Genomic DNA, 13,975 nt, shown 5'->3' with positions numbered 1-13,975 from the left:
TATAAAATTACAATTTGATGGCAAGAGAACATTATTATGGTCTGGTTAATGAAGGTTAGAGTTATGATGTGAGAGGAAATATCTGTTTAGAAGCAATACATTGACACTCCAGCTCAGACGAGATGGACAGGTGGTGCGACGTGTTTAGTGTTAGGCCCGGTCGCATGAACTTCGGGATATTACCTCCCACATTTCCTCGCTGATATCATGGAGGTAATCGTTGATTGCATAGACCTTGCCGCACCCCGTGCAGCGAAAATATACCGTGCGTCAGCCGATCCGGAGATCAACCTTCATATTACATTCTTTGCATTTCATAAGTTCTATTTTCCAGCGGAAAAGCACTGCGACTGTATTCCCGATAACTTCTTTCGGGAATGACGGGTTTTATTATTCCGCACGCCGCACTCCGCATTCAGCACTTGATTCACTCCACGATATCCAGTTTTATCGACAGCTCCCGGAGCTGGGCGGCGGCGACGCGCGACGGCGCCTCGGTCATAAGACAGATGGCCTTCTGCGTCTTGGGGAACGCGATCACGTCGCGGATGGACGTGGCGCCCGTCAGGATCGCCGTGAGCCGGTCAAGACCAAAGGCAAGACCGCCATGGGGCGGCGCGCCGAACTCAAGCGCCTCGAGCAGGAACCCGAACTTCTTCCGCGCGTCCTCTTCGGCGATGTTCAGAAGTCCGAACAACTGAGACTGTATATCCGACCGGTGGATGCGGATACTGCCGCCGCCGATCTCGGAACCGTTCAGGACAATATCATACGCTTTGGCTTTGACCTTGAGCGGATCGGTCTTCATGAACTCGAGGTCCTCGTCCCGGGGAGCGGTAAACGGATGGTGCATGGCGTCGTACCGTTTTTCATCGGCGTTCCACTCCACCAGCGGGAAGTCCGTGACCCACAGAAAATTCAGTTTGCTCTCATCGATGAGGTTCAGCCGTTTACCCATGAGCAGGCGGAGGTAGCCGAGCGTGCCGGCAACGATCTTCGGACTGTCGGCAATGAACATCATAAGGTCGCCGGGCTTTGCCGCAAGCCTCTCGGCAATGGCTTTTACCTGGCCGTCCTTGAAGAACTTTGCGATCGGCGATTCAAAACCCGCTTCGGTCACCTTGATCCAGGCAAGCCCCTTTGCGCCGAAGACCTTTGCTTCGTTCGTGAGGTCGTCCACCTCTTTTCGCGAAAGCCCCGCCATGTTCGGCGCTGCAAAACCTCTTACCTGCCCGCCGAGTTCCACGGCCTGGAGAAACACTTTGAAGTCCGACGCCCCGGCGATATCGGAAATATCCTTAAGCTCGAGCCCGAAACGCGTGTCAGGCTTGTCCGATCCGTAGCGGTCCATGGCCTCCTGGTAGGTGAGCCGGGGGAACGGCGTCGGGATATCGGTCCCCTTCACTTCCCTGACAACCTTCGCAAGGAGTTCTTCCATGAGCAAGATGATATCATCCTGGTCGATAAAGGACATTTCAAGGTCGATCTGGGTGAATTCGGGCTGGCGGTCCGCGCGCAGGTCCTCGTCGCGAAAGCATTTTACGATCTGGTAGTAGCGCTCGAACCCGGCCACCATCAGGATCTGCTTGAAGAGCTGCGGCGACTGGGGAAGCGCGTAGAACATGCCGGGGTTCACCCTGCTCGGAACGAGGTAGTCCCGGGCGCCCTCGGGTGTGCTCTTGGTCAGGAACGGCGTTTCGATATCGATGAAACCGTGGCCGTCGAGAAACTGCCGCACGGTCCTGGTGATCGTGTGGCGGGTTATGAGTACCTTCTGAAGGCTCGGCCGGCGCAGGTCGAGGTAGCGGTAATTGAGCCTGAGGCTTTCGGCAACGTCCGTCTCGTCTTCGATCATGAACGGCAGGGGCTTTGACGGGTTCAGGACCGAAAGCCCGCTCACGATCACCTCGATCTCACCGGTCGGGAGCTTCGGGTTGACCGTAGTGCCCGGCCGCGGAGCGACCGTACCGGTGATGGCGAGAACGAATTCGCTCCTGATGTCATGGGCGAGCTTATGCGCATCCGCAGCCGTTTCAGGATTGATGACGACCTGAGTTATGCCCGCGCGATCACGCAGATCGATGAAAACGAGGCCGCCATGGTCTCTTCTCGTATTTACCCAGCCCATGAGCGTCACCGTCGCGCCCACATCCTTCTGGGACAATTCCCCGCAGGTATGCGTCTTTTTGTGTGCTTTCACGTTCGCTACCCCTCCTGAATTGATGCAAAACAGGCTCGATAATAGCACCCAACACGAGCTAAAGTCAAGCACGGGTTGGCCATAAAACTGCATGACTGACGGCGACGGGTTATGCTATAGTAGAAGCCATGGCTACACGACTTGCCACCGTCCTCACTCTTGCCGCGCTGTTCCTGATCCCTGGACATGCCGCATCCCAGTCGCAATCCCTGAAGATCAGGCTCACCTACGCGACTACCCACGGCAATCTCAAGACCGTGGCCGCTCCGGCGGGGAAAAACATGCCGAGACTCGGCATTGCGCTGGCCGGCGGCGGTGCCAAGGCATCCGCCTCGATCGGCGTGTTGAAGGTCCTTGCGCGGGAGGGCATCCCGGTTGCCGCGATCGCGGGCACCAGCATGGGCGCGGGCGTTGGAGGTCTTTTTGCCGCAGGCTACTCTCCCGAAGAGATCGAGAAGATCTTTCTCGAAAATGACTGGAACGACATATTCACCGACACTCCCCGACGCGTATTTCAGACCCAGGAACAGAAGGAGTCAGGCAGCCGCCACCTCCTCGAATTCACGTTCTATCGTGGACGGTTCATGCCGCCTTCCGGGCTGTCGGCCGGCCAGAAACTGACCAACCTGCTGGCGTCCAAGACACTGGCCGCGTCGTTCGAGGCGGACTTCGATTTCGACAAGCTGAAAATACCCTTCCGCGCCGTGGCAACGGACATCGAGAACGGAAACACCGTGGTTATCGGCCGCGGCCTGCTGCATGAGGCCATTCGCGCCAGCGCCGCCATCCCCCTGGTGTTCCAGCCGGTCGAGATCCAGGGACGCATGCTCGTCGACGGAGGTCTTGTCAATAACCTTCCCGTCGATGTGGTGAAGTCGATGGGCGTTGACGTGGTCATTGCCGTCGACGCTTCGTCGAAACTCGACAAGAAAGAACAGCTTGCCACCCTTCTCGAGATCATGAGCCAGTCCATATCCCTCCAGGTCAGGCGCGAATCGGAGCGGCAGGCGGCACTGGCCGACCTGGTGATCACGCCGGACACGACGAGCTACCTGTTCACGGATTTTCCCGCCATGCACGAGATCGTTCGGAAAGGCGAGGAAGCGGCAGAGGCGGCCTTGCCGCGCATCCGTGAACTGATGAAACCAAGAACCATGGAATCGCCGTCATCGGATCGTTACCGTATCACCCGCCTGGACATCCGGGGAAACACAACGATACCTGATGCCGCGATCCGGAATGTCATGACACCGGTCCTTTCCCCCCGCGAGTCCGCGGTTGATGAGCTCCAGGCCGCCCTGGGAGAGGTCTTTCGGCTCGGCTGGTTTGCCGACGTTTCTCTGGACCTCGAAAAAGAGATCGACGGCACGCGCGCCGTCCTCACGGTCGAGGAAAATCCCGTTGTCCAGCGTATCAACCTCTCAGGGAACACGATCATCCCGACCAGTGATATCCTTGCAACGCTCTCCTGGCAGAAGGGGCAGGTGCTCAACAGCACCCGCTTGCGGGCGGAGCTTGACAGGTTCGTGGCAACCTGCAAGAATCGCGGGTACCTGCTCACTCGCGTGGAACGTGTCGATATGAACACAGACCGCGCAACGCTCGAGATAGAGTTCTACGAGGGAAGGGTGGACTTCGTCACGATCGCGGGACAGAAAAGGACAAAGCGGTCCCTGATCCAGCGGGAGACAGGAACACGGCCGGGCAGTCCCTTGAATGTCAATACTGCCGCCTACGACATCCAGCACCTCTACGCCCTGGACTACTTCGAGTCCGTATCAGCAGACATGACGAAAAGCCCGCAAGGCGGTATCGATATCACGCTCAGGATAAAGGAAAAACCCACGACCAAGGTACGGCTCGGACTTCGCTACGACCTTGAGGACCGGTTCACCGGCCTCACCGACATTGTGATGGAGAACGTTACCGGCAGGGGCATCAAAGCCTACCTCACGACGCGGTATGGAAATTACACGGACATCACGCTTGGATACTGGTCGCCGATCTTTCTCGACACCTATTTCGTGCACAGCATGCAGGCCCTCTACCAGCAGAGAAATTACCTCCTCTACGAGGACCAGCACAAGGTCAATGAACTGGACATCACCCGGATCGGCGCCGAGTTTGCCTTCGGTTACCAATGGTTCCGCTTTGGCGACACCTACCTGCGCTATCGCTACGCCGCGGACAGTGCCGAAGAAACCCTCGGCGCGAATCCCGCCAGGGATGTTACGCACATCGGAAGTCTTGCCTTTCTTACCACGATCGACACCCGTGACAGGAATATCTTCCCGCACACCGGGATATTACTGAAAGGGTCCTACGAAAGCGCCCGGCCCGCGTATGGCAGCACCAATGCCTTTACCAAGACCGCGCTCTCGCTCCAAGGAGCCATACCGATAGCAGAACGACATACGTTGATCCTTGAAGGATCGGGCGGTCTGGGCAGCGGAGACATGCCCTATCAGGAAAAATTCGGGATCGGCGGGGCGGACTATCTTCTTGGTTTCCCGCTGGCAGGATACCAGCGCCGGGAGTTCACGGGTTCTGATGAGCTGGGTTTCTCGGCAGCCTGGCGGTGGATGATCAGGGAGTACCATCTCAAGGCGGTCAAGGCCGTGTATCTGAACCTTACAGGACAGGCCGCCAATGTCTGGGAACGAAGTGGAGCGGTGTCTGTGGACCATCTCCGGACAGGCGCCGGCATCGGTCTGCACGCGGACACGATCATCGGCCCGATGCGGCTTGATTTCGGGGCCGGCGCGCAGAACCGGCATATGATCTATTTCTCGGCGGGGTTTGATTTTTGAGGATACGCGTGACCATTTTCATTGACTTGCCGCGCGCCTTCTGATATGAATTGAACATTCGAAGACCGGAACAACCATGGCGAATATCTTTTTCATAGGCATAGGCGGGTTCCTTGGCGCGATCTCCCGGTACGGGGTCGCGCTTTGGATCGGACAGCGGTGGGGACGCAACTTTCCCCTCGGCACTTTCCTGATCAATATCAGCGGCAGTTTTCTCATCGGCCTGCTCATGTCGCTGTTCACGGAGCGTTTCATGGTGAACCCGCAATGGAGATTGCTCCTTATCGTGGGGTTCCTCGGCGCGTATACCACGTTCTCAACCTTTGAATACGAGACCGGCACGCTCATGAAAGACGGCGAATGGCTGATCGCGATGCTGAACGTCATGTTGAGCGTTATCGTCGGATTCATGGCATTGAAGCTCGGTGAGGTGATCGCGAAAAGTATATAATAGTCCTCATTCCAATGCAACAAATCGAGAACTCTGATCCATAACAACTCATGTCTCACACGAAGCCACAAAGCGCACGAAGGAAAGCGATTAATGATCCAAAATTCAATTCATAAACTTCGTGTCTTCGTGGCTTTGTGTGAAAAAGGAGAATTTCATGATCAAACCCGGTCCCGCAAAAAAACTCACCATCTACGTTGACGAGACCGAGAAGGTCCACGGCAAGCCGGTCTATGAAGCGGTCATGGACATTCTTTTTACCCGGAAGATATCCGGAGCAAGCGTGTTCCGCGGGGTCGCGGGTTACGGAAGCGAAGGCAAGCTCCATACCACGAAGATACTGGAACTCTCCACCACCCTGCCGGTCAAGATAGAAGTTGTTGATTCCGAGGAAATGATAAACATCATCCTTGCCGAGATCTGCTCCGTTGTCGGGAAAGGGCTCATTGAAGTGAGCGACACGAACGTCATCAAGTGCAGCGATAGAAAGAAGTAAGCGACACGTTCGCCGATATGATCATCCAGTCCCTCGATACGCAACTGCTGCTTCTCATCAATCACGGCACCGCGAACACCCTGTTCGATGTCCTCATGCCGGCGCTTACCTCACAAGGGTATCTGCTGGTCCTGCCGTTTCTGTTGTATATGATCGTCAGCAGCGCTGATCGGATGGATGCTCAGGGGAAAAGGTTTTTGTCCGCGACGCTCTGGACCCTCGTGATCTCCTGTTGCGCCGTCTTTCTCGCGGAATGGGCGGGGGTTGTGTTGAAAAACGCTATTGACCGGGAAAGGCCATGCATGGCGATCGAGGGGATCCGGCTCATTACCGCCTGCCCGAAGTCATACGCCATGCCGTCAGGCCATGCGATAAGCTCATTTGCCTTTGCCGTACCCCTCTTCTATCTGACCCGGGATTATTTGACGATGCCATGGCGTATCTATCCCCTTGTCCTGGCGTCGCTCATCGCATTTTCAAGGATTTATCTGGGAGTCCATTATCCAACGGATGTGCTGGCGGGAACGCTGATGGGGATCATGATTGGAATGCTATTATCGGTTTTATGGCGCAGGATAGCGATTAAATACCGCCATTGAGGTGATACCACTCCTGACTCCGCACTCCGCATTCCGCAATCCGCAATCCGCACTCAAACCTACTCCTTCCATCCATGATTGCCGATAAGTGGAACGAACACACAGGGGATGCTCCGTTCGGTGATCATGCCTTCCGCGGTCTTGACCACCGTGATAAGCTGCTGTCCATACCGGTCGCCCACGGGGATCACCATCCTGCCGCCCGCTTTGAGCTGTTCCACGAGCGGCGCCGGGATATCGGGCGAACCCGCGGTCACCATGATCGCATCAAAAGGCGCCATCTCCTTCCAGCCGTACGTGCCGTCGTAAACTTTTATCGCCACACTTTTATACCCCAGCCGGTCGAGCTGCACCCTGGCCTTGTCCGCCAGCGGCTTGACGCGCTCCACGGAATAGACCTTCCCGCACAATTCCGCGAGCACCGCGGCCTGGTAGCCTGAGCCGGTCCCGATCTCGAGTACCCGTTCCGAGCCCTTGAGACCGAGGAGCTCGGTCATGAGCGCAACCATGTAGGGCTGGGACATTGTCTGGCCTTCGCCGAGCGGAAGCGCGTTATCGGCATAAGACATGCCGCGGATGGCCTCGGGCAGAAACTCATGGCGGGGTATTTTGCGCATGACCGCGAGAACACGTTCGTCCTTTACTCCCCGGCTGACGATCTGCTCGTCCACCATCCGGCTGCGTTCTTTTTCATAGTTTATCACTCGCTGCTCCTGCGCGTCGCCGGTGGCGCATAGGACATTGTCTCCAAGGATTTCAGCCTGTCGAACGAAGAATAGTCCGTCATATCAAGATGGAGCGGAGTGATCGAGATCATCTTGCGGTCTACAGCGTCGAAGTCCGTGCCCTCTTCCCGCTCCCAATCCGGTTCGCCGCCCCCGATCCAATAGTATTTTTTTCCTCTCGGGTCCACGCGCTCCACGGTCATCTGGTGATAAATGCGTTTGCCGAGCCGGGTGATACGCGTGCCCGAGACTTCGGAGAAAGGAAGGTTCGGAACATTGATGTTCAGAAGGGTGCCGGCGGGAAGCCCCTCCTCAAGTATCCGCCGGGCGGTACTGAAGGCCACTTCCGCTGCCTCGGCAAAACGGAAATCCTCACGCCCATTGAGTGAGATGGCAAAGGAAGGGATCCCGAGCAGAATGCCTTCGATGGCCCCCGCGACGGTCCCTGAATAGGTCACATCATCCCCAAGATTCGGCCCCTTGTTGATGCCGGAGACCACGAGCCGCGGGGTCTCTTTGAGCAAACCCTTGACCGCGATGTTCACGCAGTCCGTTGTCGTACCATTGACGCTGTACATCGATTCCTTGATCTCTTCGATCAGAAGCGGCCGGTGAAGCGTCATGGAATGGCCTGCCGCGCTCCGTTCGCGGTCAGGGGCAACGATCACCACCGAGTCAAGTTCCCGCAAATGCCTGGCAAGAAGCTGGATGCCCGGGGAGTATACGCCGTCGTCGTTCGTTACGAGGATCATGGTTAAACCTCTTTGTATCGTTATCGATAGAGCAGATGAGATATATGATATGAGGTTTATACAATAAAAGGCCGGGCAATGTAAAGGGGAAAGAGAGAACGATGAGCTAACCAGCGCGTAGTCTTTCAGCGGCACGAAGGTTCTTTAATCCGAAGGGTTCGTTTAGGTAGTGGTATACGAGCATCAGAATGGGCCTAACCATGTTATTAATCGACACAGCGGAGTATATCAGAAGCAAGTCTTATTGTAAAATAATATTGACACAACTAATTGATATAATTATACCTACATGTCGCTCACACCACACAAGGAGCGCATAGCGTCATATCTGCTCATGAGCCATGATGGTCATCTTACGCAATCACAAAAAGAAAAGCTCATAACTTTTTCAAGTTATGAGCTTTATATAATTGGTCGGGGCGAGCCGATTCGAACGGCCGACCCCTTGCACCCCAAGCAAGTACGCTACCAGGCTGCGCCACGCCCCGACTTGTTACCTTATTTCAGAATTTCCAGTATCTCCCTCAGTTCCTTCTTGGTGCTCGCGATAACCGACTCAAGAGCGTCCTGGTCTCCTTTGCTGTTCATTTTCTTTCGGGCCCCGGCGATCGTATACCCATCTTTATAGAGCAATTGTTTGATGTGGAGAACAGCGTCTAAGTCTTTTTTGCTATAGAGGCGCTGTCCCGATTTGCCCTTGTTCGGTTTGAGCTGAGGGAACTCGCTTTCCCAGTAGCGCAGTACGTACGCTTCCAGCCCGGAAAGTCGGCTCACCTCACCGATCCTGAAAAAAAGCTTATTCGGCTGTGGCTGTTGGGGATTCGATGACATGCTCTTTGAAAATCATGCTGGGTCTGAAGCTGACGACCTTGCGCGGAGTGATCTCGATCTCCTGGCCGGTCTTCGGATTGCGGCCTTTCCTCGAGTTCTTCTTCCTGACCACGAAGTTTCCGAAACCAGAAAGCTTCACAGTCTCCCCCTCTTTCAGGATCTGCTTTATCATATCCAGAATCATCTCCACCAATTCTTCAGCATCCTGCTTCGGCAGGCCAACCTTGTCAAAAACTTCTGAGATGATATCTGCTTTTGTCATACAGACCTCCTCTACGGCTCATAATATAGAAGATAAGCGCTTCAAAGTCAAGGGGAAATTCTTCTTTTAGCAGCCCAAAGTAACACACCCTTGATTTGTATTTACGACAGGTGTTAAGGATTTTACAACCTTTTAGGAGAAAGGGAGCAACGGGCGAAATGGCGAAAAGGACATTCTTTTTATTAGTTGTGCTATTCATCCCCCTTTCACCTCTCAATTCCCCATTTCTCCTGATCGTTCTCTTCTGAACCCTGATAGTTACGATTTATGATATAAATCATAACCATGGGAATGAGTTTTGCGCTTTAATGAGTACGTCTTTGAACCGATGCAAACTGATCAAACGACACCCTTACACAGATTTATTTTATGCTACACTGTATTTATCGTGATCCATCACCTATTGTACTGAAACAATAGAAAAGGAGGGGTTCTTATGAAAAAGAAGATCATAGTTGTATCTCTGGCACTTGGCATGGCTCTGGCGTTCCATGCTTCACCAGGAGAAGCGGCCGCGGCAAAGGTAAAGGCATCAAAAGAAGGTAAGGCGTGCATCGGTTGTCACGAGGCGCAGTCTCCCGCGTTTGTCAAGGAATGGAAGCTGAGCACCCACGCGGCAAAGGGGGTTGACTGCTACACCTGCCACAAGGCGGAGAAGTCCGACGCTGATGCCATGGAGCATAACGGATACACCATCGCGATCCTCGTCACTCCCAAGGACTGCGGCAAATGCCATTCAAAGGAAGAAAAGGAGATGACCGAGAGCCACCATGCCAAAGCGGGGGACATCCTTAATTCCGCGGACAACTATCTCGGTGAAGTCGTGGGTGGACAGGAGGCCGTTGCCGTCGGCTGTCTGCAGTGCCACGGCGGCAAGGTCAAGGTCCTTGCAAACGGCGCGCTCGACACCAACAGCTGGCCGAACACCGGCATCGGCAGAATAAACCCCGATGGCTCCAAGGGGTCCTGCTCGGCCTGCCACGCGCGCCACAGTTTCTCAAAGGCGCAGGCGCGGGAACCCCAGACCTGCGGCAAGTGCCATCTCGGCCCCGACCATCCGCAGATGGAAGTATATCAGGAATCAAAACACGGGATCCTGTACGAGGCCAACAAGGAGCGCATGAACATGCACAAGGACAAGTGGGTTGTGGGACAGGATTATTCCGCCGCCCCCACCTGCGCCACCTGCCATATGAGCGCCACGCCGACCCAGGCCGTGACCCATGATGTGGGCGCACGGATCAGTTGGACACTACGGCCGCCGATTTCAAAGAAGCTGGAAAACGCGGACAAAAAGCGCGAGGCCATGCAGAACGTCTGCAGCAATTGTCATTCAGCTCCCTTCGTGGAAGGGTTCTACAAACAGTTCGATAATCTTGTCAATCTCTACGACGACAAATTTGCAAAGCCCGCGACCGCGATCAGGCAGGAGCTGATGGACAAGGGCAAGATCACGAAGGCGAATTTCGACGACAAGCTGGACTGGATATACTGGGAGCTTTGGCACCATGAAGGCAGACGGGCGCGGCACGGCGCGGCCATGTCCGGCCCCGACTATGCCTGGTGGCATGGCATCTATGACGTGGCAAAGAACTTCTATACCGAGTTCCTGCCCGAGGTAAAGACCGCTGCCGGTCCGGAGCTCTATGGCGAGATCGTGAAGAAATACCTCGATCCGGATGTGCGGCACGAGTGGTACACCAAGGGAATGACCAAGGAGCAGCTCGAAAAGATCCAGAAGTTCTACAATGAGCGTTATGGCGGCACTACGGCGAAATAGACCGTTCTCCAGCGGGGCAGCAATGCCCCGCTTTTTTTATTCGAAATGAGGTCATAAGAATCATTTCAGCTCGCAAGGCAACGCGAGCGGAACAGAGACGATATTGGGGAAGGTGATTGATAATGAGAAAAGAATACGATTTTTCAAAGGCACAAAAAATCCGTATGCACGCAGGCTTAAGCGTCAAGTCACGCTGAGGATGGATGAGGACACGATCAGCTACTTCAAAAATCTTGCGCAGCAGATCGGCGTCCCCTACCAAACCCTGATCAATCTCTACCTGAGAGATTGTGCCGCCTCTCATGGAAAACTGGCCCTGCACTGGAAAACCGCGTAAAGATCTGATCCTTCGTATCAAGGCGACGATACTTCTTTTACCTGCGCCCTCGCCTCGCCAGCTCCCCTATTTGAATCGACTACCGTTCTCCTGGAACAAAAAAGGCCGGCCCACAAGGGACGGCCTTCACTCTTCATTATATTATTCAACCTTGACTGAGATCAACTCTATCTCAAAGATCAAAACCGCATTCGGCCCTATGGAGCCGGTATCGGAACCAGCCTCTCCGTATGCCAGGTCCGACGGGATGACGAGCTGCCACTTGGAGCCTTCTTTCATAAGCTGTAATGCCTCGGCCCATCCCGTGATCATGCCGTCCATGTGGAACGTTTCGGGTTGCCCGCGCTTGTACGAGCTGTCGAATTCTTTTCCGTCGATCAGCGTGCCGCGGTAATGCACCGTCACGGTATCGCGTTCCCGGGGAGACTTGCCCTTCCCCTCGGTGATGACCTTGTATTGGAGACCGCTTGGCAGGGTCTTTACCCCTTCCCTGGTCTTGTTCTTTTCAAGAAAAGCCTCTCCCTCTTTTTTGTTCTTCTCTGTCAGGGCTTGGTCGCGCTGGTGCTGCTTTATCACGAGGTTCTCCTGGAACTTCTCCATGATTTGGCTGGATTCGTCGTCGGTCAACAACGGTTTGTTGCCGGCTAATATGTCCTTGATCGCTCATAAGGTGACATTCGGGTCAACATCATTTTCTTTTTTGAGAAATTTCCCCATGTCCATCCCAATCGCATAACTTACTTTGTCTTTCTCTGTCTTGAGCACGTGTGTCTTGGCTTCCTGCTTCTTTTCCGCCTTTTTCTCAGCGGCAAAAGCCATGCTCGAAACCAGGACCAAACATACAATAATTATCAATCGCGATTTCATGTTTATTCCCTCTTTCTTTGTATTTTGTCAGGGCATAAAATTACCAGAATTTATCCGGCTTGTCAATCCACCTCTCCTGCTAAGATCTCTGTGGTGGATTTTGAAAATACCTGCTTCAGAGATGGGATACAGGATGGCCGGGAGACGGGACGAACGAAGAAAAGTATATCCGCGACAGCGACCGTTACCGCATAAAGCCCGTTGACTCGAGGACGCTCATCCAGGCTGCGCACGGCACGGTACCGGGGCGTTAAAGGTCAACCTGCTCACGGAAACAGTGGATATGATTTGACCGTGGAAACCCGGTCCCTCCCGCCCTCTTTTGAAGCATACATGGCGTCGTCAGTGCGTTTGATGAAAGAATCCGTCGTATCGCTGTCCACTTCCAGGCTGGACAATCCGATGCTCAAGGAAAGCCGGATCGATTTATCTTCCATGAAGCTCATTTCAGTGTTTCTCACGACAGAGAGGATCTTTTCCGCGATCTTTTCCGCTCCCTTGACCGACGTCTCCGGGAGAATAAGCATGAACTCGTCCCCTCCATAACGCCCGGCAATGTCCGCCTTCCGGAGGATGGTCCTCAATGCCGCCGCAATGGTCTGCAAGGCCTGATCTCCCGCGTCATGGCCGCAGGCATCATTGATCTCCTTGAAATTGTCTATATCGCAGAGAATAAGGGACAGCTCTGAATTATACCGCTTTGCGCGGTCGATCTCGTAAAGAAGGCTGTCGGTAAGCGCTCTCCGATTCATAAGCCCGGTAAGGCCGTCCGTGCTTGACAGATATTCCAGCTTCTCGATGAGGAGCCGCTTTTCCTCCTCGGATCGTTTCCGGTCGGTAATGTCCCGCGTGTATTCGATGGCGTGAGACACGCTCCCATCCTCATCGAGGATGGGATAGGTGCTGATCTCCACCCAGATCCCGGACCCGTCATGCAGCGTGATGAACTTTTCTTTCACACAGGGGTCGGCTGAATTGAAGGTCGCATGCACCACGCACCCCTCGCAGACGCTCGCTCTGTTCTGCAGCACTTCATGACATTTCCTGCCGACCAGTCCGCCGGCCTCCTTGTTCCTCATCCGGGCATACGCGTCGTTTACCCGTATGATCTGAAAGTTGCGGTCGACAATGCTGAACGGGTCGCGGATACTGTCAAAGATCGTGTTCAGAAACTGTTCCGACCGGCGCAGCCGTTCCTCGCTCCGTTTGCGCCAGGTAATGTCGCGAATGATGCAAATCCGGCTTCCATCATCAAGCATGGTGATCGAAGCTTCCTGGTAATAGGTACTGCCGTTCTTGCGCAACGCGAGCAGTTCCCCGCGCCATCGGCCGCTTTTTCCCAGCACCGGTTCAACGGTGGACCGCATCCGCTCATACTCCCGGTCACTGTAAGCGAGCCGGCATGATTTGCCCGTCAGTTCCTCCGGACCGTCATATCCATTGATCGTTGCAAAAGCCTGGTTGACGTAGACATAGGTTTCATCCGGATCGCTAAGGGTGATCCCGTCCATGGAGGTCTCGATGGCGGTGGAATGTTTTCGCAGAACATCCCCAGTCCTGCGATACCTGGCCGTAATTCTTGCGATGATGATACCGAAGGCAATAAAACTCAGCGTCAGGAGAATGCGAAGAAAAGGTTCGTTCTGCCCCGCGTTCAGCAGGAGGCTCAAAAATGTCCCCTTATGCAATACCAGGGCGTTAACGGCCGAGTCAACGGTCCAGATGGACACGACAGCAATGACCGTGGCTATGATGATCTTATGTTCGGCTTTCGTTTTGCTCATACCCTTCCATGAAATCCCTTACCTTCCATTATACCCCGCCGAAACCTGTCCTGAACGCAACCGAAGGGAAGCGGAGACGCA

The 13,975-nt window shown here is 54.5% G+C and carries 13 protein-coding genes, 1 tRNA gene and 1 pseudogene; 6 read left to right on the top strand and 9 right to left on the bottom strand.

Annotated elements, in window-relative coordinates; all coding sequences use genetic code 11:
- Positions 1-427 precede the first annotated feature (427 nt).
- Complete coding sequence (gene aspS, locus M0R70_06305; protein MCK9418970.1) at positions 428-2,200, bottom strand: aspartate--tRNA ligase; 1,773 nt, start codon at positions 2,198-2,200, stop codon at positions 428-430.
- 128 nt (positions 2,201-2,328) lie between these two features.
- Here aspS and M0R70_06300 point away from each other — a divergent pair, with 128 nt between their 5' ends.
- The 4 genes from M0R70_06300 to M0R70_06285 all read left to right on the top strand — a co-directional run bounded on the left by M0R70_06300 (position 2,329) and on the right by M0R70_06285 (position 6,556).
- Entirely contained in the window at positions 2,329-5,010 is a 2,682-nt protein-coding gene (locus tag M0R70_06300) for a patatin-like phospholipase family protein (protein ID MCK9418969.1), read from the top strand.
- 76 nt (positions 5,011-5,086) lie between these two features.
- Entirely contained in the window at positions 5,087-5,461 is a 375-nt protein-coding gene (gene crcB, locus M0R70_06295) for a fluoride efflux transporter CrcB (protein ID MCK9418968.1), read from the top strand.
- A 157-nt stretch (positions 5,462-5,618) separates the two neighbouring features.
- Positions 5,619-5,957 carry a DUF190 domain-containing protein gene (locus tag M0R70_06290; GenBank protein MCK9418967.1) on the top strand — a complete coding sequence of 113 codons (339 nt, stop codon included), beginning with the start codon at positions 5,619-5,621 and terminating at the stop codon, positions 5,955-5,957.
- Between the two features lie 17 nt (positions 5,958-5,974).
- Positions 5,975-6,556 (top strand): phosphatase PAP2 family protein, encoded by a 582-nt coding sequence (locus M0R70_06285; GenBank protein ID MCK9418966.1) that lies wholly within the window; start codon positions 5,975-5,977, stop codon positions 6,554-6,556.
- A 59-nt stretch (positions 6,557-6,615) separates the two neighbouring features.
- On the opposite strand, the gene M0R70_06280 is transcribed toward M0R70_06285, so the two are convergent.
- The 5 genes from M0R70_06280 to M0R70_06260 all read right to left on the bottom strand — a co-directional run bounded on the left by M0R70_06280 (position 6,616) and on the right by M0R70_06260 (position 9,126).
- Positions 6,616-7,257 (bottom strand): protein-L-isoaspartate(D-aspartate) O-methyltransferase, encoded by a 642-nt coding sequence (locus tag M0R70_06280; GenBank protein ID MCK9418965.1) that lies wholly within the window; start codon positions 7,255-7,257, stop codon positions 6,616-6,618.
- A complete protein-coding gene (gene surE, locus M0R70_06275) occupies positions 7,257-8,033 on the bottom strand; it encodes a 5'/3'-nucleotidase SurE (protein MCK9418964.1) in 777 nt (258 codons plus the stop codon). Before surE ends, M0R70_06280 begins: the two co-directional genes overlap by 1 nt.
- Before the next feature lie 411 nt (positions 8,034-8,444).
- Positions 8,445-8,521 (bottom strand) — tRNA-Pro (locus tag M0R70_06270).
- Positions 8,522-8,531: 10 nt separating this feature from the next.
- The gene (locus M0R70_06265; protein ID MCK9418963.1) at positions 8,532-8,807 is read right to left on the bottom strand and encodes a MerR family transcriptional regulator; all 276 of its coding nucleotides are present in this window, start codon (positions 8,805-8,807) and stop codon (positions 8,532-8,534) included.
- 22 nt (positions 8,808-8,829) lie between these two features.
- Positions 8,830-9,126 (bottom strand): integration host factor subunit alpha, encoded by a 297-nt coding sequence (locus M0R70_06260; GenBank protein ID MCK9418962.1) that lies wholly within the window; start codon positions 9,124-9,126, stop codon positions 8,830-8,832.
- Between the two features lie 436 nt (positions 9,127-9,562).
- On the opposite strand from M0R70_06260, the gene M0R70_06255 reads away from it, so the two are divergent.
- Both M0R70_06255 and M0R70_06250 read left to right on the top strand, forming a co-directional pair.
- Positions 9,563-10,906 carry a cytochrome C552 gene (locus M0R70_06255; protein MCK9418961.1) on the top strand — a complete coding sequence of 448 codons (1,344 nt, stop codon included), beginning with the start codon at positions 9,563-9,565 and terminating at the stop codon, positions 10,904-10,906.
- A gap of 122 nt (positions 10,907-11,028) precedes the next feature.
- A pseudogene (locus M0R70_06250) lies at positions 11,029-11,243 on the top strand (BrnA antitoxin family protein).
- 141 nt (positions 11,244-11,384) lie between these two features.
- Here the strand turns inward: M0R70_06250 and M0R70_06245 are convergent.
- The 3 genes from M0R70_06245 to M0R70_06235 form a co-directional block, all read right to left on the bottom strand.
- On the bottom strand, positions 11,385-11,843 hold the full coding sequence (locus M0R70_06245; protein MCK9418960.1) for an FKBP-type peptidyl-prolyl cis-trans isomerase: 459 nt from the start codon (positions 11,841-11,843) through the stop codon (positions 11,385-11,387).
- Positions 11,844-11,906: 63 nt separating this feature from the next.
- Complete coding sequence (locus M0R70_06240; GenBank protein ID MCK9418959.1) at positions 11,907-12,110, bottom strand: FKBP-type peptidyl-prolyl cis-trans isomerase N-terminal domain-containing protein; 204 nt, start codon at positions 12,108-12,110, stop codon at positions 11,907-11,909.
- A 266-nt stretch (positions 12,111-12,376) separates the two neighbouring features.
- A complete protein-coding gene (locus tag M0R70_06235; protein ID MCK9418958.1) occupies positions 12,377-13,894 on the bottom strand; it encodes a diguanylate cyclase in 1,518 nt (505 codons plus the stop codon).
- Positions 13,895-13,975: the final 81 nt, after the last annotated feature.

The organism is Nitrospirota bacterium (assembly GCA_023229435.1).
Taxonomy (GTDB): domain Bacteria; phylum Nitrospirota; class UBA9217; order UBA9217; family UBA9217; genus JALNZF01.
This window is presented reverse-complemented; position numbering and strand designations above follow the sequence as displayed.